Source organism: Bacillus sp. Y3, assembly GCF_008123875.1.
Classification (GTDB): Bacteria; Bacillota; Bacilli; order Bacillales; family Bacillaceae; genus Bacillus; species Bacillus altitudinis.
Genome location: NZ_VSSC01000001.1, coordinates 923,369 through 949,941, shown reverse-complemented (window position 1 = coordinate 949,941; position 26,573 = coordinate 923,369). Strand labels below are relative to the sequence as shown.

The window sequence follows — 26,573 nt, the reverse complement described above, 5'->3', positions numbered from 1 at the left end:
GGTCGGTTTTTCTTCAATATTTATGATTTTACAGAAGGAAAAAACATGAGAAAATAGAATTATAAAAAGGTAGTTTTTAAAGGTGGTGTAGGTTCATGAAGCATTCACTCTCACGCTTCTTCGGGCTTGGTGACAAAGAACATCCTGAGCGTGATACCGAAATAGAGGCAGAGATTGCTGAGCATGAAACATTAAAGGAAGAGATACAGGAGCTCCCGGTCGACACAATTATGCCTAACCGTTTTCAGCCACGCACCATTTTTTCAGAAGAAAAGATACAAGAGCTGGCCACAACCATTCATACCCATGGCATTATTCAACCGATTGTTGTTAGACCAACAGAAGAAGAAGGAAAATATGAACTGATCGCCGGCGAAAGACGTTGGAGAGCGGTACAAACTCTTCAATGGGAGAAGATCCCCGCTATTATAAAAGATTTTACTGATACGGAAACGGCATCTGTGGCATTGATTGAAAATTTGCAAAGAGAAGAGCTGTCTGCAATTGAAGAGGCTCATGCTTATGCACGTCTTTTAGAGCTTCATGATTTAACGCAAGAAGCGCTTGCTCAGCGTTTAGGTAAGGGACAATCGACTGTTGCAAACAAACTAAGACTTTTAAAGTTGCCTGAAGAGGTACAGCAAGCCATTTTGGAGAAAAAAATCTCAGAGAGACATGCCCGTTCACTTGTACCTCTAAAGCTGCCAGAATTACAGATCACGTTGTTGCAGGAAATCATCGAAAAGCAGCTGAATGTGAAACAGACTGAAGAGCGTGTAGTGAAGATGCTTGAACAAAAAACAGATCGCAAACCGAAGCCGAAACGTAAGGCGTTTAGCCGAGATACGCGAATTGCGATGAATACCATTCGTCAGTCTCTCCACATGGTAGAAGACAGCGGACTTAAAATAAATACCGAGGAAGAAGAATTTGAGGAATATATCCAATTAACGATTCGAATTCCTAAATAGAAAGAAGCTGATGAGCATTACTCGTCAGCTTTTTTGTCTTTCTCTCCCTTCAATTCATGATATTTACTTATTATTAATTAATTGGTAAAATATGATTTTCATAGTAGAAGGGAGGTGACATATAACTGATGAAAATGAAAAAGACTGTTTTTGCTATTATCTGTTATTTACTAATCTCTTTTTCTCTTTTTTCAAATGAAACGACTGTGTTTGCTGTGAGCACGTCAACAAATCATGATACTCATTCAGCGGAAGAAACGATTACGAAAGAAGAACTGAGTACTCTGAAGAAACAAGGTGTGGTTTCGACAGATGTAACGGTTCAACAATTAAATCAAGAGCAAGCGTCTCAGGACGATGCGATCGATGTGATCACAGCTGATGATGATTTGGAGAACTATGGTTTAAGGCAAAACAAACAGGATGAAATGGTAACGGATGAAAGGCCGAATACCATTCGCCATCTTTTTGGTAAACCGTATCCTGGAACCGATATTATGCCTCAAAAAGGGGATATATTGGTGACGAGCACTGGTGCTTTGAATGGTTTAATTGGTCATGCAGGCATCGTCATTAATGAGAAAAGCTATGCATCCATTCCTGGGTTCCGGCAGCATCCAAATATTGATTCGATTCAAAGCTGGTTTCGCTATAGTGCCAATACAAAGGTGATTCGGATTAATCATCAGGAAAAGGCAGATTTAGCAGGGGATTGGGCGCATGATTACGTGAAAGACCATCCGAAGGCTCGATATTCGATCACTATGTCTATTCAATCCTTGGACCCTACTTATTGTTCAAAGATTGTATGGCAGGCTTATGCGAAAACCGGGGACGCTGTTGGACATGCCACATTTACCATTAAAGCACCCTATGGGTTTTTGAAAAAGAAGAACTATAAAACAGTGACACCTAAAGTCATTGTAAGTGAAGGCCGAAAAATTGGCGGGCTAAACTTTTGATTGTATCTCCCTCACTTTTATGAAAGTGGGGGTTTTTTGTCTCGTTATTTTCTTCAAAAGATTTATTAATATATCTTTAAAGCGTATTTTTATGCATCTATTCATGTACGGAAACACAGATTCATTCACGAATTTATAATGGGGGAACAAAAAAAGCAAACGTTTCATACTTTTTTTGATAGAATAGGAAGTATGAATGAATGAGAAACTTGTTAAGTTGAAAGTGGGTGACATCGTGGGGAAAATCATAGCGATTACCAACCAGAAGGGCGGCGTTGGGAAGACGACAACTTCTGTTAATTTGGGTGCGTGTTTAGCATACATAGGAAAACGAGTGTTGTTAGTTGATATTGATCCGCAGGGAAATGCCACGAGTGGTATTGGGATTGAGAAGGCCGACGTAGAGAAGTGCGTGTACGATATTTTAGTAGACGATGCAGATGTACTTGATGTGATTAAGACGACAGAGGTCGAAAATCTTGATGTCATTCCTGCGACGATACAGCTTGCAGGGGCGGAAATTGAGCTTGTGCCTACGATCTCACGTGAAGTGAGGCTGAAAAGAGCACTTGAATCTGTGAAGCAAAATTATGATTATATGATTATTGACTGCCCGCCATCGCTTGGATTACTGACGATTAATGCGTTAACTGCATCCGATTCTGTTTTAATACCGGTTCAGTGTGAATATTATGCGCTTGAAGGATTGAGTCAATTGTTGAATACGGTTCGTCTTGTGCAGAAACATCTAAATACCGACCTTGCCATTGAAGGTGTCTTACTGACAATGCTGGATGCAAGAACAAACCTTGGAATCCAAGTCATCGAAGAAGTAAAAAAATACTTTAGAGATAAAGTCTATCAGACCGTGATTCCGAGAAATGTGAGACTAAGTGAAGCGCCTAGTCATGGGAAACCTATTATCTTGTATGATCCACGTTCAAGAGGTGCAGATGTCTATTTAGACTTAGCAAAGGAAGTGGATGCGAATGGCTAAAGGTCTTGGGAAGGGTATTAATGCGCTATTTAACAATGTGGATGCCAATGAAGAAACTGTCGAAGAAATTAAGTTGAAGGATTTGCGTCCGAACCCTTATCAGCCGAGGAAAACGTTTGATGATGATGCATTGTCTGATCTCAAGGAATCGATTCAGCAGCACGGTGTTTTACAGCCGATTATTGTTCGCAAATCGATTAAAGGATATGACATTGTCGCAGGAGAACGCCGTTTCCGTGCAGCACAACAAGCTGGTTTGACAACGATTCCTGCGATCGTCAGAGAATTTTCAGAAACACTGATGAGGGAGATCGCTCTTTTAGAAAACTTACAGCGCGAGGATTTATCTCCATTAGAGGAAGCGGAAGCCTATGCCTCCTTACTAGATCACTTAAGTGTGACTCAGGAGGAATTAGCCAAGCGATTAGGCAAAAGCAGACCGCATATTGCGAACCACCTTCGTTTATTAACATTACCGGATGAAGTACAGAAGCTGATTGCAGATGGAACATTATCCATGGGACATGGACGCACGCTGCTTAGTTTGAAAAACAAAAAGAAGCTGGCGCCATTGGTAAAGAAGGTCGTGGACGAAGGATTAAATGTCCGTCAGGTTGAGAAACTTGTTCAGCAATTAAATGAAAATGTTCCACGTGAAACAAAGAAAAAAGAAGCACCAAAGGATCGCATGTTGAAAGAAAGAGAATCTTTCTTACAAAATTACTTTGGTACTTCAGTGACGATCAAGAAACAGAAGAAAAAAGGGAAAATTGAGATTGAATTTCTCTCAAATGAAGATTTAGAAAGAATCCTTGAATTGCTTTCTACGAGAGAATCATCGGAATGACCATCTTGATATGAGATGGTCTTTTTTATATTCTTCCCGTGATATTTTGAATAGGGGTAAAGAGAGAACGGCTTTTTTCTCTCGTCCAATCCATTTGATCAATGTGGGATAGACTTTCAGAAAGTGTATTGGCCATAGACATTACAAGATGAAGACGTGTGTTTTGGAGAACGAAGTATTCCATAAAACCGCTCACGTTGACGATTCCATTAATATGAATATTGCCTACTTCTGGCAGCTCTTTTTGCACACCTGCACCGGGCTTTAACGGTCCTTCTCCAATTTGAAACGATCCTACACTTTTCACTCTACCTAAACAGGCATCAACGGCTACGATAAATGGATGTTTATGAGCTTGTTCAATTTCAGCGAGCTTTTCCTTTAAATTGACCGCATGCACTGGGTCAGAGAGAGTGCCGTATACATGCAGCTTTTTTAAATCAAGGCTTGAAAGCTTTGTTCCTACAAGTGGACCTAGAGAGTCACCGGTTGAGCGGTCTGTTCCTATGCAGACGATGGCAACGGGTCTTTTTCCTGCTTTCTGAAGATGCGAGAATAAAATACTTTTAAGCTGCTGAATGGCATTTGTATCCGTATGGGACACGTATTCTTTCACCCTATTTCTTAAAAAAAGACCGTTCTTGCTATTCATAGGTCTCACTTCCTTGTCATAGTAGTTAGTAACAGTATACGGAAACAAGCTTAATTCTATACCTATGAGGTGATGATTGTGTGGAAGGCTGGTTCAAGGTGGACGCTTTTAATTTTAGGAAGCTTGATAGGAGCGGGATATGCCTCCGGTCAAGAAATTTGGCAGTTTTTTGGCCTTGATAGCGGACTAGCCATTCTACTGTTTACGCTCATGTTTATGCTGTCTACCTATGTGGTGTTAAAAATCAGTTATGAGGTGCGTGCCGATCATTTTGTGCCGGTGTTAGAGCGTCTTGTAGGTCCTTGGCTGGCCAAGGTGTATGATATTTTAATTGTTCTTTATCTATTCACGACAACAACAGTCATGATTGCCGGTGGCGGGGTGACACTTGAGATGTATCATGTGCCATTTTGGGTTGGAATCGGTGCATTTTGTTTATTCTCATTTATGATTTTTTTCTGGGATGTGAAAGGGCTCTTATCTGTGAATGCCTTCATTATACCAATTTTGGTGGCGGGGCTCATCTATGCGTTTGTTTTTTATTATATGAATCATGATCATATGTGGAGAATTGATTTTGGCCAGCAATACAATTGGCCTGCTAGTATCGTCTTTGCTTCTTTGAATATATTATCTGTTGTGGCGGTGCTATCTTCAGTGGGGAAAGAAATGAAGGGGCTTGGAGAGGCCAAAGTTGCGAGTATATTAAGCGGTTTGATTTTTGGTGTCATTTCTTATGTGTATAACGAAATACTAGTTGATATTTCTGGGAGTCTTTCAGCAGAAGGGATTCCTTTGTTTACAGTATTAGAGGGGGCACCAACATCATTGTTTGTGTTTATGACCATTGTTCTTTGTTTAGCGATTTATACAACAACCGCTGCGGGATTATTTGGTTTATCCAGCCGCATGCTCTCTTTTGTACGAATGCCCCGCTGGTTCATTGTATTCATCATGCTTCTTTTGATGGCACCTTTAACCTCTCTTGGATTTGCTGATTTAATTGCTTTCTTGTATCCGATTTACAGCTTGCTCAATCTTTATTTGCTTGTCTGTTTAATGCTGTATCCGATTTTAAGTAAAAAGATATTTTTCCGTTCTAAAAATTATACTGATAAAATAAAATAAACACCTCTCTTTCAAAGAGAAGTGCTTATTTTATCCGAATGGAATCAATCGCTTCCTTGATATCGTCATATACAGGCATGTGCTGAAGACGCTGCATGCGTTCCTCTATTTCTGAGATGGCTTGTCCCTTTAAATGCTGGGATACGTGTTGTTTGACAATGGTTGTCTGGTTCATCATGTCTTCTGTTTTGGATAATTGGTACTCCAAGTGCATGCGTGTGTTTGCCAATTCATCGTGAAGCCGCATTTTCAGCAATCGCTTTAAATCTTTTCGTTGTCCTTCTCTGCGCATGGCCTGAATAGCGGCAATTTCTTCAGGTGATTGCGATTGTGTTTGTGGTGCAGATTGACTTTCGAATACAGACATGGAGCGGCGGGCACTCACATTTTGCAAGAAACGCTGGGCGTCACTAGGAGGTTTATTTTGATTGATCATATGTCGACTCCTTTCTTAACGAATACCCATTTGCATCGCAAGGCGTCTATCTGCCTTTGCATAGTCATCACCCATTGTGTACATATGTCTTGAAAGGGTGGAAAGTTCTTGTTCGTAGTCTCTCAAGGTGTACAAGGCATTCAGTTGTTTTTCATGAGAATAAAAGGATGATTGCGGCTGCTCCATCCTTACCTCCTCTAATAGTGCTTCTACATCGCTATGGGTTAATAAATCATAGTGACCAAAGCCGACAAGTCCTTTCAGCTCTTGTTTTACATGATGGACGGCATCTTTGACACTATCATCAATTCCATCTATTTTCTCAAATACAGTGTGTACTTCATGTTCAATAATACTTTGTAGATCATAAGATGAATTTTTTAGTAAATGGGATTTTATGATAATTTCAAGCCCGTTTTGTGCATATGCACGGCCTGAATGGATTTCTTGTAAAAGCATCGCTGTAAAACTTGTATTGTGATCAAGCTGTTCATCTAAAATACGAGCGGTTCCATTAGAATGGAATGAATACCCATTTACTTTAAATTCTCCTGAAACGAGAGCTAAAAATGCATTTGTATCAAACGATTCGTTCCACTCTATATTCATTGATGCAAAAGCTGATCTTAAAAAGGTGTCAATTTCTCTTGGTTTATATTTTATGGATTCTTGGACCGATCCCTGCTCCCGGGGCGGTACGGTGTACTTGACTTGTCCAACTCCATGATCATGGCGATTGAGTAAACCTACATAATGATTGGGTTGAATATATTCCGTGAGAACATGGGTATATTTTCCTTCTACTGCTTTTTGCTGAATGGAAGGTGCAAGGCTGCTCCATATATTTGGGCTATCGAATGTGATGGCTTTTTTGACAGCTGGCTGTTCTGTCGCTATGTAAGCACAAACAGCACCGGCAAGCGCTTGTCCAGTGAGATAGATGGCTGCATTTGGGTGCTTCTGACAGATGTCCTCGATGTATTCCTTCCCTTTAAAAAAGACATGATCTTGCTTTCCGGCTAAGGATTTTCTTTCAATGGGGTAGGCATAATCCGTTTTTAACAAGGATTGGGTAGCCGTTTGAACATCTTGTGCCGATGTCACCGTCATTTGTTTTGGCAGAGGACAGTGAAACGCGACAATGAACTCATCTGACTGTTCCTGCTGCATCGTTAAACCATATAATTGATGATCTATTTTTAGAAAATCGTTGACAGTGAGCGTATGCTGACCTACTTCTATCGTATGGTTCTGCTGGTAATTCTCTGCGTTTCCAGCGTGATCGGATATGATTTTATAATCTTTGTCGGTTAATCTATCCTTTCGATTGACCATCGTACCTGCTCCCTCACATAACATTTATGCAGATATCATAAATCAAAAAATATGGAAAAACCACAGCGTTCTACCAATAAAAACCTTTTGACCTACAGTGTTTGTGACAATATTGAAAAAAAGTGGAGTTTAAGTAACTATTGGTCACAAATAAAATGATCTAAAAGAAGGGTTTTTTCTATAAAAAAGAACGGGATTGATACATGACTGCGGCTCTTTATTTTGTGCATTGCTCTCTATCGTCGTTTTTTTGTACAATAGATTTAATGAAGTGAGCAAGAGAGGTGAATGCTGATGGCAGACAAAGCATTTGGGTTACATGACGTCGTTGAAATGAAAAAACCCCATCCATGTGGCGCCAATCGGTGGAAAGTCATTCGTTTGGGCATGGATATTCGTATTAAATGCGAAGGGTGTGGGCACAGCGTGATGATCCCAAGAAGAGATTTTGAACGAAAAATGAAGAAAATTCTCGTCAAGCATGAGGAGCCAACTGCTTAAGTAGGCCTCATGCTTTTTTGATGAAATTTGTCTTTTGTTCAGAGAAACAGATGCAATTTCTCATTTTAAAGCTCCGATTTAGTCTTTTTGGTAATGTTTCTTCTATTGAAAATGCATGATGGTTAGCTTGTCTTTTCATGTAAACCTACTTATAATTGCTCTAGGTTCATATTACGCAGTATAACGAGCACGTTTCATATAGAGGAGATGAAAGAATGGCTTTAACAGCTGGTATTGTTGGCTTACCTAACGTCGGGAAGTCAACGCTATTTAATGCAATTACACAGGCTGGAGCGGAGTCTGCTAACTATCCGTTCTGTACCATTGATCCAAACGTCGGAATTGTAGAAGTTCCAGACGAGCGTTTGCAAAAACTGACAGAATTAGTGCAGCCAAAAAAGACAGTTCCGACTGCTTTCGAATTCACTGATATTGCTGGTATTGTGAAAGGTGCATCTAAAGGAGAAGGTTTAGGAAATAAATTCCTTTCTCACATTCGTCAAGTAGATGCGATCTGTCACGTGGTGAGAGCTTTTGCTGATGATAACATTACACATGTGTCAGGTAAGGTTGACCCAGTGTCAGATATTGAAACGATTAATTTAGAATTGATTTTGGCTGATCTAGAAACGGTTGAAAAGCGTTTAACTCGTGTGAGTAAGCTTGCGAAACAAAAAGATAAGGAAGCGGTAGCTGAATTTGATATTTTGGAAAAGCTGAAGGACGCATTTGAAGCTGGAAAATCTGCAAGATCGGTTGAATTTACAGATGAGCAGCAGAAGCTTGTGAAGCAGCTTCATTTACTCACGTCAAAACCTATTCTGTATGTAGCAAATGTGAGTGAGGACGAAGTAGCAGATCAGGACGGAAACGAATATGTACAGCAAATTCGTGAGTTTGCATCTGGCGAAAACGCTGAAGTCATCGTCGTTTGTGCGAAGATTGAGTCTGAAATTGCAGAGCTTGAAGGAGAAGAAAAGCAAATGTTCCTTGAAGAGCTTGGCATTAAAGAATCAGGTCTAGATCAGCTGATTAAAGCGTCTTATTCACTTCTAGGTTTAGCTACGTATTTCACAGCAGGTGAGCAAGAAGTACGTGCTTGGACATTTAAAAAAGGAATGAAGGCGCCGGAATGTGCTGGAATCATTCATACGGACTTCGAGCGAGGGTTTATTCGTGCTGAAACGGTGGCTTATGAAGATTTACTAGCTGGCGGAAGTATGTCTGCTGCAAAAGAAGCAGGAAAAGTTCGTTTAGAAGGTAAAGAATATATAGTGAAAGATGGAGACGTCATTCATTTCCGTTTTAACGTATAGGTTCTTGTCATAGGCCAAGTAATTTGTTATAATATACAATTGTGAGTAATATAATTTATTGCTCCTTGCCCGTATAGGGCCGCTTAGACCAAAAGGAGGTGCAATCAGATGAGAAAGTACGAAGTTATGTACATCATCCGCCCAACAGTTGACGATGAGGCTAAAAAAGCAGTTATCGACCGTTTTAATAACGTGTTAACTTCTAACGGTGCGGAGATCACTGGAACAAAGGATTGGGGTAAACGTCGTCTTGCATACGAAATCAACGATTTCCGTGAAGGCTTCTACCAAATCGTAAACGTTCAATCTGACGCTGCAGCAGTTCAAGAATTTGACCGCTTAGCTAAGATCAGTGACGATATCATTCGCCACATTGTTGTTAAAGAAGAAGAATAAATCATTGAAATATATATTTAAAGGTGGTCTTTCAATATGCTAAACCGTGTTGTATTGGTCGGAAGACTAACAAAAGACCCTGAGCTTCGCTACACGCCTAATGGTGCGGCTGTAGCCACGTTTACTCTAGCTGTGAATCGTACGTTTACGAATCAATCTGGAGAGCGTGAAGCCGATTTCATTAACTGTGTTACTTGGAGAAGACAAGCCGAGAACGTGGCTAATTTCTTGAAAAAAGGAAGTCTTGCCGGTGTAGACGGTCGCTTGCAGACAAGAAACTATGAAAACCAGCAAGGACAGCGTGTCTTCGTGACAGAAGTTCAAGCTGAAAGTGTTCAATTTCTTGAGCCTAAAAGCGGCGGTGCTGGTTCAGGTGGATACAGCGGCGGTGGCAATAGCGGAGGCCAGTATTATGGCGGTAGCCAAAATGATCAGAATCCATTTGGAAATGAACCAAGTCAAAATCCATATGGCAATCAAAACAACCAAAATCGTAATCAGGGAAATAGCTTCAATGATGACCCATTTGCGAATGATGGTAAACCGATTGACATCTCCGATGATGATTTGCCATTCTAATTGATCTGAAAAAAATGACCAAAGGAAAGGTGTGAAAACAAATGGCAGGTGGACGCAGAGGCGGTCGTGCGAAACGTCGTAAAGTATGTTTCTTTACTTCTAACGGAATCACGCACATCGATTACAAAGATGTTGATCTTCTTAGAAAGTTTGTTTCTGAGCGTGGTAAAATTTTACCTCGTCGTGTAACAGGAACTAGCGCTAAGTATCAACGTAAATTGACATTAGCGATTAAAAAATCACGTCAAATGGCATTACTTCCATACGTTACTGGTGAGTAAGTCGTTGACTTAAAAGCGAAGGGCCTTGAGCTCTTCGCTTTTTTTATTTGTCTCACTTTTATGAGAAAGCCGTTTCTGGCAGTCTAACTAGGGGAAGTATGTAAAAAGAGAGTCAACGTGACAGTTTGTTCTATACAAATACTAGGTCAATCTGTCATATTGGTATTTTAAAATATACTTGCAGTCAGGGCGTGGGAAGATGATTGAATTTAAGAATGTATCGATGCAATTTTCTGATGACCGCTATGCCGTTCAATCTGTTGATTTGGAGATTCAAAAAGGTGAATTTTTTGTATTGATTGGACCTAGTGGAAGCGGGAAAACGACGACTTTGAAAATGATCAATCGTCTCATCTCTTCTACAGAAGGTGAGATTTACATAAAGGGTCGAACCATCAGCGATTATGATATTTATGAGCTGCGCTGGGATATTGGTTATGTGCTTCAGCAAATTGCGCTGTTCCCTCATATGACCATAGAAGAGAATATTGCTATAGTGCCAGAGCTGAAACAATGGAAGCGGACTGAGACGAATCAGCGTGTTGATGAGTTGATGTTCATGGTGGGGCTTGAGCCTTCTACCTATCGACATCGAAAGCCAGCAGAGCTTTCAGGAGGACAGCAGCAGCGAGTCGGCGTAGCACGGGCACTTGCTGCTGATCCTGAGATTGTCCTGATGGATGAACCTTTTAGTGCGTTAGATCCACTGACGAGAGAGAAATTACAAGATGATCTGCTTGAGTTACAGCGCCGTATTCAAAAGACCATCGTTTTTGTGACACATGATATGCAGGAAGCCATGAAGCTTGGAGATCGGATATGTGTGATGAATGAAGGAAAAGTGGTGCAGGTTGGACGCCCAGAGGAATTGATTCAGCATCCAGTTAATCCATTTGTGCGGGAGTTTGTTTCAGGAGCTGCCCGTCATGTAGACCATCAAGCATTTGAGCTGACAACTATTTCTCAGCCCATGCCTCAAGAAGATCTGTTAGGCGATGAGGTGGTCTCCATCCATGCGACGCTAGAAGAGGTTCTATCTCGACTGGTAGAGCATGAAGAGCTTGTTGTTGAGAAGGATGGGGAACGGATCGGGCTCATCACTCGTCAAGCGGTGATTCAGTATTTAGCCGGTACTTCTGCTGAGAGGGGCGAGACACATGAATGAATGGATCAGTGTGCTATGGGCTCGAAAAGATCAGCTCGGACACGCCTTACTTGAGCATATTCAAATTTCCTTCATTGCGTTATTTCTAGCGATTTTGATTGCCATTCCTTTAGGGATTTATTTAACGAGAGTCCCTAAGATAGCAGAGTGGATCATTGGGGTGACGGCTGTCTTGCAGACAATTCCGTCTTTGGCGCTGCTTGGACTGCTGATTCCTCTCGTTGGGATTGGTCAAGTGCCCGCAATTATCGCTCTTGTCGTCTATGCTCTTCTTCCTATTTTAAGAAACACATATACAGGCATTCGTGAGGTCGATCCGTCGCTCCGAGAAGCGGCGCTCGCTATGGGGATGAATCACCGCAAACGCTTATTAAAAGTAGAACTCCCTCTTGCTATGCCTGTGATCATGGCAGGTATCCGAACAGGGATGGTTCTTATTGTAGGGACAGCCACTCTTGCAGCTCTTATTGGGGCAGGTGGATTAGGGAGTCTGATTCTGCTTGGAATTGATCGAAATGATATGTCTTTGATCATCATTGGTGCTATTCCAGCTGCATTACTTGCGCTCTTATTTGATGTGGTCTTGCGGACACTTGAGAAAATCTCCTTTAAAAAAACCGTGATCTCTGTAACGGTCTTTGCTGTAATAGCAGGAGCAGTTGTCGCTGCCCCATTGCTGTTTCAACAAGAAAAGAAAGAGATCACCATTGGAGGGAAGCTGGGGTCAGAGCCTGAAATTTTGATCTCTATGTATAAGCTTTTAATTGAGCAGGATACAGATATCCAAGTCAATCTTAAGCCTGGTCTTGGTAAGACGTCCTTTGTTTTTCAGGCACTGCGGTCTGGTGATATTGACATCTATCCTGAATTTACAGGGACAGCGATTTCTGAATTTCTGAAAGAAACAGCGAAAAGCACGGATAAGGAAAAAGTGTATGAGCAAGCGCGCCAAGGTTTGGCGTCATCCTTTCAGCTTCAGCTTCTTCAGCCGATGGCTTATAACAATACATATGCTTTAGCCGTGCCTCAATCACTAGCGGATCAATATGATTTATCAAAGATTTCAGATCTGGGTCAAATCAAGAATCGTATACGTGCTGGCTTTACTTTAGAGTTTTCTGATCGTCAGGATGGATATTTAGGCATTCAAAAAGCTTATCAGTTTTCTTTTGACGATGTGGTCACGATGGAACCGAAACTTCGATATCGAGCCATTCAAAAAGGGAATATTCAGTTGGTCGATGCGTATTCGACAGACAGTGAATTGAGACAATACAAGTTGAAAGTGCTGGATGACGACAAGCATGTTTTCCCGCCCTATCAAGGAGCGCCCTTGCTAAGACAGGAGACATTAAAAGAGTATCCTGAGATTGAGGCCTCTCTCAACAAGCTCGCTGGTCAAATCACAGATGATGAGATGAGAGAAATGAATTACGAAGTCAATGTGAAGGGGAAAGATGCATTTCAAGTAGCCGAAGCCTATTTAAAAAAGAAAAAATTGCTTCAATAATCAAGGGAAAGCAGGTCTGCTATAACAAAGCGGCCTGCTTTTGAAAAGAAAAAAACAAAAATCATTGACATCTATTTCAAAAAAGAATATCCTTAATTCGAGATAAATATATTTTTTGGTCATATATCTCGAATTCGAGATAATATAAAAGCGTCAGTCAAGACATAATGAGTAGGGACATGTTACGTCATGAAGAGGAGGTCATTAGAAGTGAAGAAAACAGAAGGAATTCACCATATCACAGCAATTGTTGGTCATCCTCAGGAGAACGTTGATTTTTATGCAGGTGTTTTAGGTCTTCGTCTCGTGAAAAAGACCGTCAATTTTGATGATCCCGGCACATACCATTTATATTTTGGAAATGAAGGAGGTTCTCCAGGTACCATTATTACGTTTTTCCCTTGGCCAGGTGCACAAAAGGGACAAATTGGAGCAGGTCAAGTAGGTGTGACAACATATGTCGTACCGACCGGTGCCTTCTCTTTTTGGAAGGAACGCCTTGAGCAGTTTGACGTTTCTTATGAAATGATTGAACGCTTTGGTGAGGCCTTTCTCTCATTTGAAGATCCGCACGGTTTATTGATAGAACTTGTAGAGCGTGAAGAAGGAAAACAGAATGACTGGACATTTAATGGGGTGACACCAGAAGTAGCAATTAAAGGGTTTGGCGGAGCTGTTTTATTAACTTCACAGCCTGAGCAAACGATGCAGCTGCTAGAGCAAACGATGGGACTTGAAAAAGTCGGCACGGAAGGAGATTATGTGAGATTCCGTTCGTTTGGAGAAATCGGCAATGTCATTGATGTGAACAAGACACCTGTTGCACGAGGACGTATGGGCGTGGGTGTTGTACATCATATTGCGTGGAGAGCAACAGATGATCAGGATCAATTGGATTGGCAAAGACATGTTGCGCAAAGCGGATATCAAGTGACGCCTGTGCAAGATCGAAATTATTTCAATGCGATTTATTTTAGAGAGCTTGGCGGCATATTATTTGAGATTGCGACCGATCCTCCAGGGTTTGCACATGATGAATCTGTGGAAACGATGGGTGAAGCGTTGAAACTGCCACCGCAATATGAGGCTCAGCGTAGTCAAATTGAACAAATCGTGCTGCCGATTGAGGTAAGAGAAATCAAAGGGAAAGGAGATTCATGATGAAGCATCTTTTTCAAAAAGGAAAGAATGAACAAAAACCTGTCCTTCTCATGCTGCATGGAACTGGCGGGACAGAGCAAGACTTATTGCCGCTTGCAGAAGTGGTAGACCCTGAAGCATCTGTTCTTAGTGTGAGAGGAAATGTATCAGAAAACGGCATGCCGCGTTTTTTCAGGCGTTTGGCAGAGGGTGTTTTTGATGAGCAAGATTTAATTGAGCGTACAGAGGAATTATATACATTTATCGGGGAAGCAGCAGATAAGTATGGATTTGATCGTCACAATGTGGTAGCCATCGGCTATTCAAACGGGGCGAATATTGCTGGAAGTCTGTTATTCCATTACGGAGATGCGCTGAAAGGAGCGATCCTGCATCATCCTATGGTCCCAAGACGAGGGGTTTTATTACCTTCATTAGCGGGGAAACAAGTCTTTATAGCAGCTGGTGAAAATGATCCAATGTGCCGTCCTGAGGAATCTCAGGAACTGGAGCAACTGCTTCAGGAGGCGGGAGCATCCGTAACGCTTCATTGGGAAAATCGTGGACATCAGCTAACAAGAGAAGAAGTCGATGCTGCGGCATTGTGGTATCGTCGTCAATTTAAATAAGGTGGGGAATACAGGTGGGATTTTTACAAAAGCTTTTTGGGCAAACCAAACAAAAGGAGATGGAACAAGTGGAAAACGTAAAACTAGCGATTATTTATTATAGTTCAACAGGTACAAACTATCAGATGGCGAAATGGGCGGAGGCTGGAGCGAAAGAAGCTGGTGCTGAAGTCAAAATTTTAAAGGTTCCTGAATTGGCACCAGAAGCAGTTGTTGCATCAAATCCAGCATGGAAAGCACATTTAGATGAAACAAAAGATGTCCCTGAGGTTCAGTTAAGTGACTTAGAGTGGGCGGATGCCATTATTTTCAGCATGCCGACACGTTTCGGTAACTTACCGGCTCAAATGAAACAATTCTTAGACACAACAGGCGGTTTATGGTTCCAAGGGAAACTAGCAAACAAAGCAGTGAGTGCGATGACATCTGCACAAAACCCAAATGGCGGACAGGAGCAGACGGTTCTGAGCCTGTATACAACGATGTTCCACTGGGGAGCCATTATTGCCGCTCCTGGCTACACGGATGATTCCCTATACGGCGCAGGGGGTAACCCTTATGGTGTGAGTGTGACTGTTGACCAAAATGGAAAGATCCAAGAGGATGCAGAAGCAGCCGCAAAACATCAGGCGAAACGTACAGTGAATGTAGCAGAATGGATCAAAAAAGGTCAAAACGCTTAATAGATGTATACAAAAAGAATGCAGCCACTCCGCTGCATTCTTTTTTCATTAATAAGGATCTGAAGGGGTGCTGTTGTTGATCGCATCGTTGACAGCCTGTGCCGCGCCTGTTGATCCAATTGGTCCGCTTGGCTCCTCTTGTTTGAAGGCTTTTAAGCCATCGGCCACACGTTTTCCATAGTCAGGATCAGCTTTTGTAAAGTTTTCGATCATTTGGTCTTGGATGTCTTTTTGGCAGGTAGCTAAGGTGTTGACTAAGTTTTTAATCAGTTCCTCACGTTCCCAATCATTGAAGCGGCGATAGGTTTCTCCCGCTTGTCCGAAATTGTTCGGGCGGTCAATGGCTTCTCGTTTGACTTCACCCTCTACAAAAGGCGTATGATCCTTTCCATCTTGCTGCGCTTCTTTTAATCCCCCTAGAATGGACGGTTCATAATTCACATGGGGGTTTTGTCCTTTTCCTTGATCCACATGATATTCCATTTGCCCATCTCGCTGATTGGTGGCAACATGCTTTTTCGGTGCATTGATCGGCAGCTGTAAATAATTTGGCCCGACTCGATATCGCTGCGTATCAGAGTATGAGAAGGTACGTCCTTGCAGCAATTTATCATCTGAGAAATCTAATCCGTCTACAAGAACCCCCGTCCCAAAGGCAACCTGTTCCACTTCTGCAAAATAATTTTCTGGATTTTTGTTTAGCACCATTCGTCCGATCGGTTTCCATGGATAGTCATCCTTGTACCAGAGCTTTGTCGGATCGAGTGGATCAAAGTCTAGATGGGGGTGGGTGTCATCTTCCATGATTTGAGCGTATACTTCCCATTCAGGATGATCCCCTTGTTCAATGGCTTCATATAAATCCTGTGTGGCATGATTAAAGTTTTCCCCTTGAATGGCTTGGGCTTGTTCTTGTGTCAGGTTGCGAATCCCTTGCTTCGGTTCAAAGTGATATTTGACCAGTACTGCTTTTCCTTCATGATTCACCCATTTATAGGCATGGACGCCAGAGCCTTGCATGTGCCGGTATGTGGCGGGAATGCCCCATGGTGAGAAGAGAAATGTCACCATATGTGTTGCTTCAGGTGATTGTGAAACGAAATCAAAAATGCGCTCGCCATCCTGACGATTGGTGACAGGATCAGGCTTAAAGGCATGAACCAAATCAGGGAATTTCAAAGCATCTCGAATAAAGAAAATTTTGAGGTTGTTCCCAACGAGATCCCAGTTGCCGTCTTCTGTATAAAATTTGATCGCAAATCCCCGCGGATCGCGTAAAGTTTCTGGTGAATGTCCGCCGTGAATAACAGAAGAGAATCGAACGAAGACAGGGGTCTTTTTTCCTTTCTCCTGAAATAATTTGGCTCTTGTATAAGTGGAAATGGGTTCGTCACCGAATGTACCGTAGGCTTCAAAGTATCCGTGTGCGCCGGCACCTCGTGCGTGAACGACACGTTCAGGGATGCGTTCACGATCAAAATGACTGATTTTCTCTAGGAAATCGTAGTTTTCAAGTGTAGTCGGTCCTCGATTCCCAACGGTTCTTATGTTTTGATTATCTGTTACCGGGTGACCTTGTCGATTCGTCAAGGTTTCTTCTGACTCTGAAGATGATGTAGGCTGTTGATCTTCTTTCAAGGTAGAATCCCTCCTTCAATATCTCCCTAACAATATGGTCATGTTGCTCCCTATTTCATACAAGGATTGATATAATGAGTGAAAACTTTTATGAGGAGCGGACCTAATGATTCGATTACACTGCCTTCACGCACATCCATCTAATATTTCTTACATTGACGACGCTTTCTATGACACAGGATTTGATCTGCATCACATCGTCGATTCAACCTTTATGGAACGAGCCAAACAAGATCCCGCATTTGATCTTGAGCAGCAGCAAACCTATGCCATCAACAGACTCATGCAAGAAGGAGAGGCTGATCTTGTTTTATTAACGTGTACACAATACATTGCGGCTTTGGGGGAGCAGCAGCACCTGTTCAAACAACCAATTGTTCCGATAGATGAGCCGTTATTTGAGCAGATTTGTGAGCGAGAGGGTCCGCTTCAGCTGGTGTTTTCAAACCCAGATACAGTAGAAGGAACGATGAAGCGACTGTCTTCATATGTAAAAGAGCGGGGAAAGCAGTTGAAGGCAGAAGTGGTTGTGCTAGAGGATGTCTTTCATCTTTGCTTGAACGGTGATATACAAGCCTACCATGAGCGAATCATGGAACAGTTAAGGCAATCTGTGAAGCAGCAGCATGGAGATATTTGTGTGATGCAGCTCTCGATGGTTCACGCTGCAAAGCAGGTGGAGCAGGAAACAGGAGTGTCCATCATTCATCCGCTATCACCACTCAAACCATTTGTTTATCAAAAAATAACGGCTTTAAAAGAGTGAACCCGTCAGGTTCGCTCTTTTTGTATAGAAACGTAAATGGGATGACATGTTAAAAAAATAATGGAGCGCAAACTATTTTTAACAGGTGTGCGTCTATCCAATGTAAGAAATAACAGATGCGCATTTAAGATAAAGGAGCTCTTTGTAAAATGAAGAAACGAAAGATTGATGATCAATTTGCGGATTACGTAATGGAGCATAAACACAGTTTTTATCGATTGTCCTATAGCTATGTCAAAAACCCAGAAGATGCGATGGATGTCGTTCAAGAGGCGATTCATAAAGCACTCAAATCTGTTCACCGATTAGAGGATGCGACCAAGATGCATAGCTGGTTTTATAAAATCGTCGTAAACGCTGCCCTCGACTTTTTACGAAAGAAGAAGCGTGTGCAAGTGACAGACGATGACACGCTGGAATTTTTATCACAGGGTGAATCGGATGTCTATGAGGATCAAGATGTCAGACGGGCGATAGAAGATTTGCCGGAGATGTATCGGGTCATCATTATATTAAGATTCTTTGAGGATTTAAAGCTAGAGGACATTGCTCATATTCTTGGAGAAAATGAAAACACCATTAAAACAAGATTATATAAGGCGTTGCGGCTTTTAAAAGTAGAATTATCGCAGGAGGAAATATAAATGGATAAGCATTTGGAACAGTTAAAAGAGGAATATTTAGAAATCCCTATTCCCCCGGAATACGATGCTATGGTTGAACGGACATTAAAACGAAAAAACAAGAAACCTCATTTTCAGAAATGGACGATCGGACTGGTTGCTGCGGCTGCTTTATTTGTCACCACTGTAAATGTCAGTCCGCAGGCAGCAAGAGCGATTTCAGAAGTACCCGTCATTGGAGAGCTTGTGAAAGTCGTGACGTTCACAGAATTTAAAAAGAGCGATCAGGGAACAAATATTGATCTCAAAACACCACACGTTTCAGGGCTTGGGGACGGAAAATTACAAGACAGCCTGAATCAAAAATATTTAGCTGAAAACAAAAAGCTGTATCAAGATTTTGAAAAGGAAACAAAGGGCTATAAAAATGGTCATTTGAGTGTAGAGAGCGGATATGAAGTAAGAACAAATAATGATCAAATTCTTTCACTAGGTCGATACAAGGTGACGACTCAGGCTTCTGCGGCAGAGGAAATGACATATGATACGGTGGATAAGAAAAACCATGTACTCATTACATTACCAAGTCTGTTTAAAGATGACCGTTATATTGATGTGATTAGTGAAAATATTAAAGAACAAATGAAGAAACAGATGAAAGAGGATTCAAATAAGATTTACTGGATGACGAAGCAAGATACGGTTGATCCGTTTAAGAAGATTCAGCCAGATCAAAGCTTCTATATCAATTCAAAAGGCAAACTGGTGATTTCCTTCAACGAATATGATGTGGCGCCTGGTTACATGGGTGTAGTTGAATTCACGATTCCAACAAGCGTGCTAAAGGATGTTCTTGTCAGCGATATGTACATTCATTAAAAGAAGAAAAAAGACTGCTGAAGATGTCAGCAGTCTTTTTATGTTTATGAAGAAAGTGCGTCTGTTAGTGCAGGCACGACTTGTTTCTTTCTTGATACGACACCTTTGAGTAAAGCAGTGTTGTTTTCAAGTGTGACATTAAATGCTTTTTCTACTTTTGCTGCTTCAGCACCAAGGGCAAGCGCAAGAGAGTCATTTTCTAGAATGTCTGTGATCACTAAAACAAATAGATCAAGACCTTTCGCTGCGATAACTTCATTGATTTTTGCTTCGATGTCAGCTTGTCTTGCTGTTACTTCAGCGATATCAACTGTATTAACTTGTGCAATTTCGACTTTGCTGTTACCTAGTGCAAATTCTTTTGCATCCAGTGTGATTAATTCTTGAACTGTTTTTTGGCTTAGGTCAGCTCCTGCTTTCAGCATATCTAAACCATATACTTCAGGGTCTACTCCTGCGATTTTTGCCAGCTCATGCGCAGCATCAACATCCTGCTGTGTGCATGTTGGGGATTTGAATAGCAAGGAATCAGAAATGATCGCAGACAAAAGCAAACCAGCGATTTCTTTTTCAATTGTGACTTGGTGCTCTTTGTACATTTTGTTTAAGATCGTTGCTGTGCAGCCAACTGGCTCAGCACGATAGTAAAGAGGTTCACTTGTTTCAAAGTTGGCAATACGGTGATGGTCAATGACCTCTGTCACTTGTACTTGATCAATATCGCTTACACTTTGTTGGAATTCGTTATGATCGACAAGAATGACTTGTTTTGTTTCGTTTGCAGCCGTTTCAATGAAACGAGGTGCTTCTTGTTTAAAGAAATCTAATGCGTATTGTGTTTCTCCATTGATTTCTCCAAGTCTGACAGCTTCTGCTTGAACGCCAATTTTGTTTTTCAGATCAGCGTAAGCGATAGCAGAGCAAATCGTGTCTGTGTCAGGGTTTTTGTGTCCGAATACGAGTGTTTTTCCCATGTGAATTCTCCTTCTTACTTTTATTGATGATGTTTCTATTCTAACAGCTTTTGACCTTGAATTCAGGGTTTATAGCTAAGAATAATCTAAAAAATTGTAACATGTCGTCTGGAAAGTTGCATGTACAAGACGATCTAAGTTGTTCCACGTGAAACGCTCTTGGGATAGCCTGCATTTTACTTGCGATTTACGGCTATGGTAAAATAAAGGTTGGGTCAAGATATGCCGGAGCGTACATCGTACGTATACATAGAAGTACACATTGAGCAAGATATAGAAAAATGATTGGATTGAGGTGAAGGTGTGAAACAAACAAAAGCGTTAGTAGAAGGCGCTATCATGATCAGTATTTTTGCGGTAATGACGCTGTTTTATTTGTATGTTCCACTTTTATCCATTATTTTCTTCATGGCTGCTCCGATTCCGATCATTCTCTATACAATCAGGCATGGCTTGAAAAAAGGAATTGCGGCTGGCGCTATTGGCATAGTGATCAGCTTTTTAATTGGGTCTATTAATGGGCTGTTAAGTGCGCCAATGTTGATTGCTGTTGGAATAGGTATGGGTGTTTTCTACAGCAGGAGGCAGCCAGGTCAGGCTATCATTATGGGTGCGCTGATCTACTTATTCAGTTTTCTGATTTACTTTGTTGTCAGTGTCCAGCTGTTTCAAGTAGATATACTGGGTGTCGCAAAGGAATCAATTGACCAAATCATGCCGATGGTAGAGAGTACCTTAAAACAATCTGGCGCTTCTGATCAGGACATAGCAAAACAACTCAAGCAGTTTAGAGAGATGCAGGATACGGCATTAAATTCTTTACCTGTAGCGCTTTTGATTTTTGTCACGCTGATGTCTTTCGTCAATCATTGGTTTGTGCGGCCGTTGATCAAACGGTTTGTTCCAGACATGCCAGCTCTTAAGAAATTTAAGGATATGCGACTGCCAAAAAGCATGGTATGGTATTATTTACTCACACTGCTTTTGATGCTGATTCAGCCGGAGAAAGGCAGCTTTTTATCGCTCGTGCAAACGAGTGCTTTTCAAATTTTATTTATACTGGTGCTTATTCAGGGCTTTTCTTTTATCTTCTATTATTGCCACGAAAAAAACATCTCAAAAGTGGTACCCATTTTTGCCGTCGTATTGACGATTCTCTTTCCGCCAATCGGTGTGATTGTGCGTATTATAGGGATTGCTGACATAGGCTTTGATTTAAGAGAAAAAGTAAAAACAAATAATTCACTCTGAATGTTGAGGAGTTGATATCAGTGCCAAGCTTCTATCGAAAACCTGTCATCAAGTATCCGATCTTCGCGTTAATTGTTCTTGCGGTGATCACAGTCCTCCTCAACCTTTATTTTAATTGGATCATAGGAGCGGTTGGTCTTTTAGTCCTTGCGGGTGTGCTCTACTTTTTAAAGTGGGCAGATACGCAGGTGCAAAAAGAGATTGATTCATATATTTCAACATTATCCTATCGAGTCAAAAAGGTTGGAGAAGAAGCATTAATGGAGATGCCAATTGGTATTATGCTGTTTAATGACCAGTATTATATCGAATGGACCAATCCATTTCTCGCTTCGTGCTTCCATGAAAGCACACTTGTCGGCAGATCCTTGTATGATACATTTGAATCCATTGTGCCTCTTATTAAACAAGAGGTTGAGACAGAAAATGTGACGCTGAATGACCGGAAATTCAAAGTCATTATTAAACGGTCAGAGCGCCTTTTATATTTCTTTGATGTCACGGAACAAGTGCAGATTGAAAGACAGTATGAAAATGAACGAACGGTGTTATCTTATATCTTTTTAGACAATTATGATGATGTCACACAAGGTCTCGATGATCAGGTGCGCAGCGCGATAAATAGTGAAGTCACATCGCTGTTAAACAATTGGGCACAAGAATACGGCATTTTCTTAAAAAGAATTTCATCTGAACGATTTATGGCGGTATTAAACGAGAGCATCTTAGCAGAGCTTGAAGCGTCGAAGTTTTCCATTTTAGACGAGGTTCGTGAGAAAACAGGGGCACATAGCGCCACGCTTACCCTTAGTATTGGAATCGGTGCGTCTGTTCCTTCTTTAAAAGAACTTGGCGCACTTGCGCAGTCAAGTCTTGACCTTGCCCTCGGACGAGGCGGGGATCAGGTAGCGATTAAACAGCCGAATGGGAAAGTGAAATTCTACGGCGGAAAAACCAATCCAATGGAAAAACGGACACGAGTACGCGCACGGGTCATTTCACATGCTTTAAAAGAAATTGTATCTGAAAGCGGTAATGTCATGATCATGGGGCATAAGTTCCCCGACATGGACTCTATCGGTGCCTCGATCGGGATTTTAAAGGTTGCTCAGGCGAATGGAAAAGAAGGTTACATCGTCATTGATGCCAACCAGATTGGGGACAGCGTTCAACGCTTAATTAGTGAAATTAAAAATTATGAAGAACTTTGGTCCCGTTTTATCACGCCTGAGGAAGCGATGGAGCTTGCAAAGGATGACACATTGCTTGTGGTCGTAGATACACATAAACCGTCCCTTGTGATGGAAGAACGACTGCTAAATAAGATCGAAAACGTCGTTGTCATTGACCACCATAGACGTGGTGAGGAATTTATCCGTGATCCTTTACTTGTCTATATGGAGCCGTATGCTTCATCTACAGCAGAACTTGTGACAGAGCTGTTAGAGTATCAGCCGAAGAAATTGCGGATTAACATGATTGAGGCCACAGCACTTCTTGCTGGGATCATCGTGGATACGAAGAGTTTCTCCCTCAGAACGGGGTCAAGAACGTTCGATGCAGCATCCTATCTTCGTGCAAAAGGGGCAGATCCTGTCCTTGTGCAAAAGTTTTTGAAAGAGACAGTCGATCATTACATCAAACGGGCAAAGCTCATTCAGCATACAGAGCTGTATCAAAATCAGGTAGCGATTGCTTCCTTGCCGTCTGACAGGTCTGAGTATTATGATCAAATTACGATCGCACAAACGGCTGATTCTCTCTTGTCGATGAGTGAGGTTGAAGCATCATTTGCTGTCGCAAGGCGAGATGACGATACGGTTTGTATTAGTGCAAGATCGTTAGGGGATATCAACGTTCAAATTATTATGGAAGCATTAGATGGTGGCGGTCATTTAACTAACGCTGCGACCCAGATTTATGGTATAACCATTGAAGAAGCGGTAGAGAAGTTAAAAGCTGCCATAGACGAATATTTCGAAGGAGGGGTTCAAAGATGAAAGTCATCTTTCTAAAAGACGTAAAAGGCAAAGGGAAAAAAGGCGAAGTCAAAAATGTAGCTGACGGATACGCTCACAACTTTCTCATCAAACAAGGGTTAGCTGTTGAAGCAACTCCAACGAACCTAAGTGCATTGGAAGGGCAGAAAAACAAAGAGAAAAAGAATGCCATCCAAGAGCTTGAGCAAGCGAAACAATTAAAAGAAACACTTGAGGCGCTGACAGTGGAACTCACTGCTAAATCAGGTGAAGGCGGTCGTCTATTTGGTTCGATTACAAGCAAACAGATCGCTGATAAATTGCAAAAAGAACATCAAATCAAACTCGATAAGCGTAAAATCGAGTTGAATGATGCCATTCGTGCGTTAGGATACACAAATGTACCGGTGAAGCTTCACCCAGAAGTACAAGCAACATTAAAAGTGCACGTCACAGAACAAGCATAAACAGAAAAGAACCCGTCTCCTCGTGAGACGGGTTCTTAGCGTGTAGACAAACCCTAGCATTCGGTGTCAGTCCTGCGCGCTGGTGCTCACGAATGTCAAATTCGCTCCGCGCCAGTACTCGCCCTTCCTAGACTGCAAAGGTTTTCTATCACGCTGAAAAGAAGACAAAGGGCTAAAATAAAGTTCATTTTACCCCTTTGTTTATGACGGATCTGAAATATAGACGCTTCGTCCAGCACGCATACCGGATATAAACATGAAAAATAGGACGATGATAAAGATGATAATGGCTGGTGTCCATGTATGTGTCACATCAAAAAGGATACCGATCATGAATGGACCAACAGCGGCTAATAAATAACCGAGTGACTGCGCCATTCCAGAGAGGGCAGCTGCTTGTTCCATATTGGTTGTTCTTAATCCGATAAATGTGAGAGCAAGACTGATACTGGCCCCCTGTCCGACGCCGATGAATAGCACAGAGATGACAAGAATAGGCGTCGACCCTCCGAGAAGGAGACCAATCATGCCGAGTAAATACACAAGGACAAGGCCGACGACAAGCGGTCTTTGCGTTTTTAATTTTTCTGCAAAGACGGGCGTTAAGAAGGTGGATGGCAGACCAGTGAACTGCATAATAGAGAGCATCCATCCCGCTGTCGCCAGGTTCATGCCATGTGATGTCAAAATATCAGGAAACCATGCGATACTGCTGTAGAAAAGGAATGATTGCAAGCCCATAAAAAAGGTCACCTGCCATGCGACACGTGAACGCCATATTGGCTGTTCTTTGAGTGAAATGCTTTTGACAGCCGCTGTGTTCTGATGAAGAAGCTGCGGCGCCCACACCATCATCGCAAGAAGGGCAAGTCCGGCCCAGACAAGGAATGATGTATTCCAGCCCCCAGGCATTGCATGACTGAGCGGAACGCTGACACCAGATGCAAGTGCAGCAAAAACGGACATCGATGTCGTATACACGCTTGTCATTAATCCAGCATGTGCAGGGAATTTATGTTTCACAAGTCCAGGTAAAAGCACATTACAAATCGCAATCCCGACGCCGACTAGCGCCGTTCCCATCATTAAAAAGGTGATGCTACCAAATGAACGAATGACAATCCCAAAGAGCAGGACAGCAAGCCCAAGCCAAAGTGTTCGTTCATTCCCAAGACGTTTTCCGATTTTAGGTGCAATGGGAGATAGCAATGCGAATGAGAGCAGTGGTAATGTCGTGAGGAAACCAGCCAGTCCATTTGAAAGCTGTAAATCAGAACGAATGGCACCGATCACAGGACCAACAGACGTAATGGCTGGCCTCAGGTTAAAGGCAATGAGTAAAATCCCAGCAATCAGCAAAATGGTTTGCCCTGTACTGCGAGGATGAAATGTTGATTTTTCTAGTTGTTGTTCCATGAATGTAAACTCCTTTATTTCTTTAAGAACGATCTTTCTTCTGTTCAAGCTCCGCTAATTTAGCTAATAAGATGTGCTGCGGCATATGCATGATTTGCTCTAACGGTACATTGAGTGATGCAGCAAGCTTTTGTGCGGTATCGGCTGAGATTTGTAAAGGTCTCATGCGCAAATCCCTCCTCTTTCAATCTATACGTTCCAATATACCATATCGACTTTGTGACTTGCTGATAAAAAATTTGGGTTTTCTTTTATAAAACCACTTGATGGCCGATAAGAAATTTTTTTGAAATTGTTTCAGATGGTGGCCCTCTCCTTGTTCAATGTGAAAGTGAAGCTTTCGTTCCTGCATCCCTTTCTGTAATAAAAGATCATGGAGTTGTTTGTTGAATAAAGGCATGTGCTGTTGGGCAGATGTTTTGCCTTTCCCTTCTTCACTGCCTACAGACAAATAGACAAGGTGGTCCACAGACTGAATGCTTTGTTGTTTAGCAAACGATAGAAAATCTGGATACCAAAATGACCCGGAGAGGGACGCGATGTTTTTAAAAAGGTCAGGGTACATGAATAAGGTATAAATAGCAAAGAGTCCACCTAATGAAGCACCTACGTGGCTATGTTCATGACCGGTCTGTTTAACTGGGTATTCTCTTTTGATATATGGAAGCAAGTCATTTGCTAAAAATGACACATATGTCTGTGCCTCACCTTTAAAGTCAGGGAATCCAGAATGCAGTGCTGATGCCTTCCATGGTGTATATTCGTCAAGTCGGTTGAAGGGGTGTATACCGACGATGATGATTGGCGAGATGGTTTTGGCTTCAATCATGCTTTCGATCTCTAGCAGGTGGGTTCTAAACAAAGAAGAGCCATCTTGTACAAAGACAGCTGGAACATCAATAGAGGTGTCCGGTGGAAGGTAAATATCAAGCTGACGCCCGTTCAATTCGTCATATAGAAACGTTCCGTTCATGTGTATTCTCTCCTTCAAGTTTTCAAGCTCCGCTGAAAAGAAGAACAAAGGGCTAAAATGTTTAGCCCTTTGTCAAGAT

The 26,573-nt window shown here is 41.8% G+C and carries 29 protein-coding genes; 21 read left to right on the top strand and 8 right to left on the bottom strand.

Going from position 1 to position 26,573, the window contains the following annotated elements:
- Positions 1-95 precede the first annotated feature (95 nt).
- The 4 genes from noc (at position 96) to FXF70_RS04810 (ending at position 3,777) form a co-directional block, all read left to right on the top strand.
- On the top strand, positions 96-971 hold the full coding sequence (noc, locus tag FXF70_RS04825; RefSeq protein WP_024718432.1) for a nucleoid occlusion protein: 876 nt from the start codon (positions 96-98) through the stop codon (positions 969-971).
- Positions 972-1,099: 128 nt separating this feature from the next.
- Positions 1,100-1,933, top strand: a complete 834-nt coding sequence (locus FXF70_RS04820) for a YiiX/YebB-like N1pC/P60 family cysteine hydrolase (RefSeq protein WP_048001990.1) — start codon at positions 1,100-1,102, stop codon at positions 1,931-1,933.
- A gap of 235 nt (positions 1,934-2,168) precedes the next feature.
- Complete coding sequence (soj, locus tag FXF70_RS04815; RefSeq protein WP_008360890.1) at positions 2,169-2,930, top strand: sporulation initiation inhibitor protein Soj; 762 nt, start codon at positions 2,169-2,171, stop codon at positions 2,928-2,930.
- Positions 2,923-3,777 carry a ParB/RepB/Spo0J family partition protein gene (locus tag FXF70_RS04810; protein ID WP_035390144.1) on the top strand — a complete coding sequence of 285 codons (855 nt, stop codon included), beginning with the start codon at positions 2,923-2,925 and terminating at the stop codon, positions 3,775-3,777. The genes soj and FXF70_RS04810 overlap by 8 nt, the downstream gene beginning before the upstream one ends.
- Before the next feature lie 25 nt (positions 3,778-3,802).
- Here FXF70_RS04810 and yyaC read toward each other — a convergent pair whose 3' ends face one another.
- Entirely contained in the window at positions 3,803-4,429 is a 627-nt protein-coding gene (yyaC, locus tag FXF70_RS04805; RefSeq protein ID WP_025208343.1) for a spore protease YyaC, read from the bottom strand.
- A 72-nt stretch (positions 4,430-4,501) separates the two neighbouring features.
- Between yyaC and FXF70_RS04800 the strand changes: the two genes are divergently transcribed.
- Positions 4,502-5,557, top strand: a complete 1,056-nt coding sequence (locus FXF70_RS04800) for a YkvI family membrane protein (protein WP_079919768.1) — start codon at positions 4,502-4,504, stop codon at positions 5,555-5,557.
- 25 nt (positions 5,558-5,582) lie between these two features.
- Here FXF70_RS04800 and FXF70_RS04795 read toward each other — a convergent pair whose 3' ends face one another.
- Positions 5,583-5,993, bottom strand: coding sequence for a hypothetical protein (locus FXF70_RS04795; RefSeq protein WP_007497462.1), 411 nt, complete (start codon positions 5,991-5,993; stop codon positions 5,583-5,585).
- Positions 5,994-6,008: 15 nt separating this feature from the next.
- Positions 6,009-7,328: a hydrolase gene (locus tag FXF70_RS04790; RefSeq protein WP_148779920.1), complete on the bottom strand. Its 1,320-nt coding sequence runs from the start codon at positions 7,326-7,328 to the stop codon at positions 6,009-6,011.
- Positions 7,329-7,622: 294 nt separating this feature from the next.
- Here FXF70_RS04790 and FXF70_RS04785 point away from each other — a divergent pair, with 294 nt between their 5' ends.
- From FXF70_RS04785 to wrbA, 10 genes are all read left to right on the top strand, one after another.
- Complete coding sequence (locus FXF70_RS04785) at positions 7,623-7,829, top strand: DUF951 domain-containing protein (RefSeq protein WP_008347561.1); 207 nt, start codon at positions 7,623-7,625, stop codon at positions 7,827-7,829.
- A 215-nt stretch (positions 7,830-8,044) separates the two neighbouring features.
- Entirely contained in the window at positions 8,045-9,145 is a 1,101-nt protein-coding gene (gene ychF / locus FXF70_RS04780) for a redox-regulated ATPase YchF (RefSeq protein WP_007497458.1), read from the top strand.
- Positions 9,146-9,253: 108 nt separating this feature from the next.
- Positions 9,254-9,541, top strand: coding sequence for a 30S ribosomal protein S6 (gene rpsF / locus FXF70_RS04775; RefSeq protein ID WP_008347557.1), 288 nt, complete (start codon positions 9,254-9,256; stop codon positions 9,539-9,541).
- A 36-nt stretch (positions 9,542-9,577) separates the two neighbouring features.
- Complete coding sequence (gene ssbA / locus FXF70_RS04770) at positions 9,578-10,120, top strand: single-stranded DNA-binding protein SsbA (RefSeq protein ID WP_007497456.1); 543 nt, start codon at positions 9,578-9,580, stop codon at positions 10,118-10,120.
- A gap of 41 nt (positions 10,121-10,161) precedes the next feature.
- Positions 10,162-10,401 (top strand): 30S ribosomal protein S18, encoded by a 240-nt coding sequence (gene rpsR / locus FXF70_RS04765; RefSeq protein WP_008347556.1) that lies wholly within the window; start codon positions 10,162-10,164, stop codon positions 10,399-10,401.
- Positions 10,402-10,600: 199 nt separating this feature from the next.
- Positions 10,601-11,566, top strand: a complete 966-nt coding sequence (locus FXF70_RS04760; protein ID WP_148779919.1) for an ABC transporter ATP-binding protein — start codon at positions 10,601-10,603, stop codon at positions 11,564-11,566.
- A complete protein-coding gene (locus FXF70_RS04755) occupies positions 11,559-13,076 on the top strand; it encodes an ABC transporter permease/substrate-binding protein (RefSeq protein ID WP_046344916.1) in 1,518 nt (505 codons plus the stop codon). Before FXF70_RS04760 ends, FXF70_RS04755 begins: the two co-directional genes overlap by 8 nt.
- Positions 13,077-13,265: 189 nt before the next feature.
- A complete protein-coding gene (locus FXF70_RS04750; RefSeq protein ID WP_007497450.1) occupies positions 13,266-14,237 on the top strand; it encodes a ring-cleaving dioxygenase in 972 nt (323 codons plus the stop codon).
- Positions 14,234-14,845, top strand: coding sequence for an alpha/beta hydrolase (locus tag FXF70_RS04745; protein WP_148779918.1), 612 nt, complete (start codon positions 14,234-14,236; stop codon positions 14,843-14,845). The genes FXF70_RS04750 and FXF70_RS04745 overlap by 4 nt, the downstream gene beginning before the upstream one ends.
- A gap of 59 nt (positions 14,846-14,904) precedes the next feature.
- The gene (wrbA, locus tag FXF70_RS04740) at positions 14,905-15,528 is read left to right on the top strand and encodes an NAD(P)H:quinone oxidoreductase (protein ID WP_045034926.1); all 624 of its coding nucleotides are present in this window, start codon (positions 14,905-14,907) and stop codon (positions 15,526-15,528) included.
- A 48-nt stretch (positions 15,529-15,576) separates the two neighbouring features.
- On the opposite strand, the gene katX is transcribed toward wrbA, so the two are convergent.
- Complete coding sequence (katX, locus tag FXF70_RS04735) at positions 15,577-17,166, bottom strand: catalase KatX (protein ID WP_148779917.1); 1,590 nt, start codon at positions 17,164-17,166, stop codon at positions 15,577-15,579.
- Between the two features lie 106 nt (positions 17,167-17,272).
- On the opposite strand from katX, the gene FXF70_RS04730 reads away from it, so the two are divergent.
- The 3 genes from FXF70_RS04730 (at position 17,273) to rsiV (ending at position 19,434) form a co-directional block, all read left to right on the top strand.
- A complete protein-coding gene (locus FXF70_RS04730; protein ID WP_148779916.1) occupies positions 17,273-17,932 on the top strand; it encodes a hypothetical protein in 660 nt (219 codons plus the stop codon).
- A gap of 149 nt (positions 17,933-18,081) precedes the next feature.
- A complete protein-coding gene (locus FXF70_RS04725; RefSeq protein ID WP_007497431.1) occupies positions 18,082-18,576 on the top strand; it encodes an RNA polymerase sigma factor SigV in 495 nt (164 codons plus the stop codon).
- Positions 18,577-19,434: an anti-sigma-V factor RsiV gene (rsiV, locus tag FXF70_RS04720; protein ID WP_048001995.1), complete on the top strand. Its 858-nt coding sequence runs from the start codon at positions 18,577-18,579 to the stop codon at positions 19,432-19,434. It begins immediately after the preceding gene.
- 44 nt (positions 19,435-19,478) lie between these two features.
- Here the strand turns inward: rsiV and FXF70_RS04715 are convergent, their stop codons facing one another.
- The gene (locus tag FXF70_RS04715) at positions 19,479-20,408 is read right to left on the bottom strand and encodes a manganese-dependent inorganic pyrophosphatase (protein ID WP_008347534.1); all 930 of its coding nucleotides are present in this window, start codon (positions 20,406-20,408) and stop codon (positions 19,479-19,481) included.
- Positions 20,409-20,711: 303 nt separating this feature from the next.
- Between FXF70_RS04715 and FXF70_RS04710 the strand changes: the two genes are divergently transcribed.
- The 3 genes from FXF70_RS04710 to rplI are packed head-to-tail and all read left to right on the top strand — an operon-like array spanning position 20,712 to position 24,105.
- A complete protein-coding gene (locus FXF70_RS04710) occupies positions 20,712-21,659 on the top strand; it encodes a YybS family protein (RefSeq protein ID WP_148779915.1) in 948 nt (315 codons plus the stop codon).
- Between the two features lie 20 nt (positions 21,660-21,679).
- The gene (locus tag FXF70_RS04705) at positions 21,680-23,659 is read left to right on the top strand and encodes a DHH family phosphoesterase (RefSeq protein ID WP_017359884.1); all 1,980 of its coding nucleotides are present in this window, start codon (positions 21,680-21,682) and stop codon (positions 23,657-23,659) included.
- Positions 23,656-24,105 (top strand): 50S ribosomal protein L9, encoded by a 450-nt coding sequence (rplI, locus tag FXF70_RS04700; protein ID WP_007497423.1) that lies wholly within the window; start codon positions 23,656-23,658, stop codon positions 24,103-24,105. The genes FXF70_RS04705 and rplI overlap by 4 nt, the downstream gene beginning before the upstream one ends.
- A 201-nt stretch (positions 24,106-24,306) precedes the next feature.
- Here rplI and FXF70_RS04695 read toward each other — a convergent pair whose 3' ends face one another.
- From FXF70_RS04695 to FXF70_RS04685, 3 genes are read right to left on the bottom strand one after another with little or no spacing between them, the layout of a single operon-like run.
- On the bottom strand, positions 24,307-25,521 hold the full coding sequence (locus tag FXF70_RS04695) for a CynX/NimT family MFS transporter (protein ID WP_017368453.1): 1,215 nt from the start codon (positions 25,519-25,521) through the stop codon (positions 24,307-24,309).
- A gap of 22 nt (positions 25,522-25,543) precedes the next feature.
- On the bottom strand, positions 25,544-25,687 hold the full coding sequence (locus FXF70_RS04690; protein WP_008347524.1) for a YycC family protein: 144 nt from the start codon (positions 25,685-25,687) through the stop codon (positions 25,544-25,546).
- Positions 25,688-25,705: 18 nt separating this feature from the next.
- Entirely contained in the window at positions 25,706-26,494 is a 789-nt protein-coding gene (locus FXF70_RS04685; protein WP_148779914.1) for an alpha/beta hydrolase, read from the bottom strand.
- Positions 26,495-26,573: the final 79 nt, after the last annotated feature.

Excerpts from the sequence above, each read along its gene's own strand:
- rpsR (WP_008347556.1), top strand. The coding sequence starts at position 10,162 with ATGGCAGGTGGACGCAGAGGCGGTCGTGCGAAACGTCGTAAAGTATGT.
- rplI (WP_007497423.1), top strand. The coding sequence starts at position 23,656 with ATGAAAGTCATCTTTCTAAAAGACGTAAAAGGCAAAGGGAAAAAAGGC.
- FXF70_RS04690 (WP_008347524.1), bottom strand. The coding sequence starts at position 25,687 with ATGAGACCTTTACAAATCTCAGCCGATACCGCACAAAAGCTTGCTGCA.
- FXF70_RS04790 (WP_148779920.1), bottom strand. The coding sequence starts at position 7,328 with ATGGTCAATCGAAAGGATAGATTAACCGACAAAGATTATAAAATCATA.
- FXF70_RS04745 (WP_148779918.1), top strand. The coding sequence starts at position 14,234 with ATGATGAAGCATCTTTTTCAAAAAGGAAAGAATGAACAAAAACCTGTC.
- yyaC (WP_025208343.1), bottom strand. The coding sequence starts at position 4,429 with ATGAATAGCAAGAACGGTCTTTTTTTAAGAAATAGGGTGAAAGAATAC.
- FXF70_RS04820 (WP_048001990.1), top strand. The coding sequence starts at position 1,100 with ATGAAAATGAAAAAGACTGTTTTTGCTATTATCTGTTATTTACTAATC.
- FXF70_RS04785 (WP_008347561.1), top strand. The coding sequence starts at position 7,623 with ATGGCAGACAAAGCATTTGGGTTACATGACGTCGTTGAAATGAAAAAA.
- FXF70_RS04725 (WP_007497431.1), top strand. The coding sequence starts at position 18,082 with ATGAAGAAACGAAAGATTGATGATCAATTTGCGGATTACGTAATGGAG.
- FXF70_RS04795 (WP_007497462.1), bottom strand. The coding sequence starts at position 5,993 with ATGATCAATCAAAATAAACCTCCTAGTGACGCCCAGCGTTTCTTGCAA.
- FXF70_RS04755 (WP_046344916.1), top strand. The coding sequence starts at position 11,559 with ATGAATGAATGGATCAGTGTGCTATGGGCTCGAAAAGATCAGCTCGGA.
- rsiV (WP_048001995.1), top strand. The coding sequence starts at position 18,577 with ATGGATAAGCATTTGGAACAGTTAAAAGAGGAATATTTAGAAATCCCT.
- noc (WP_024718432.1), top strand. The coding sequence starts at position 96 with ATGAAGCATTCACTCTCACGCTTCTTCGGGCTTGGTGACAAAGAACAT.
- FXF70_RS04695 (WP_017368453.1), bottom strand. The coding sequence starts at position 25,521 with ATGGAACAACAACTAGAAAAATCAACATTTCATCCTCGCAGTACAGGG.
- wrbA (WP_045034926.1), top strand. The coding sequence starts at position 14,905 with ATGGAACAAGTGGAAAACGTAAAACTAGCGATTATTTATTATAGTTCA.
- FXF70_RS04730 (WP_148779916.1), top strand. The coding sequence starts at position 17,273 with ATGATTCGATTACACTGCCTTCACGCACATCCATCTAATATTTCTTAC.
- FXF70_RS04750 (WP_007497450.1), top strand. The coding sequence starts at position 13,266 with ATGAAGAGGAGGTCATTAGAAGTGAAGAAAACAGAAGGAATTCACCAT.
- ssbA (WP_007497456.1), top strand. The coding sequence starts at position 9,578 with ATGCTAAACCGTGTTGTATTGGTCGGAAGACTAACAAAAGACCCTGAG.
- FXF70_RS04760 (WP_148779919.1), top strand. The coding sequence starts at position 10,601 with ATGATTGAATTTAAGAATGTATCGATGCAATTTTCTGATGACCGCTAT.
- ychF (WP_007497458.1), top strand. The coding sequence starts at position 8,045 with ATGGCTTTAACAGCTGGTATTGTTGGCTTACCTAACGTCGGGAAGTCA.
- rpsF (WP_008347557.1), top strand. The coding sequence starts at position 9,254 with ATGAGAAAGTACGAAGTTATGTACATCATCCGCCCAACAGTTGACGAT.
- FXF70_RS04810 (WP_035390144.1), top strand. The coding sequence starts at position 2,923 with ATGGCTAAAGGTCTTGGGAAGGGTATTAATGCGCTATTTAACAATGTG.
- FXF70_RS04800 (WP_079919768.1), top strand. The coding sequence starts at position 4,502 with ATGATTGTGTGGAAGGCTGGTTCAAGGTGGACGCTTTTAATTTTAGGA.
- FXF70_RS04715 (WP_008347534.1), bottom strand. The coding sequence starts at position 20,408 with ATGGGAAAAACACTCGTATTCGGACACAAAAACCCTGACACAGACACG.
- FXF70_RS04685 (WP_148779914.1), bottom strand. The coding sequence starts at position 26,494 with ATGAACGGAACGTTTCTATATGACGAATTGAACGGGCGTCAGCTTGAT.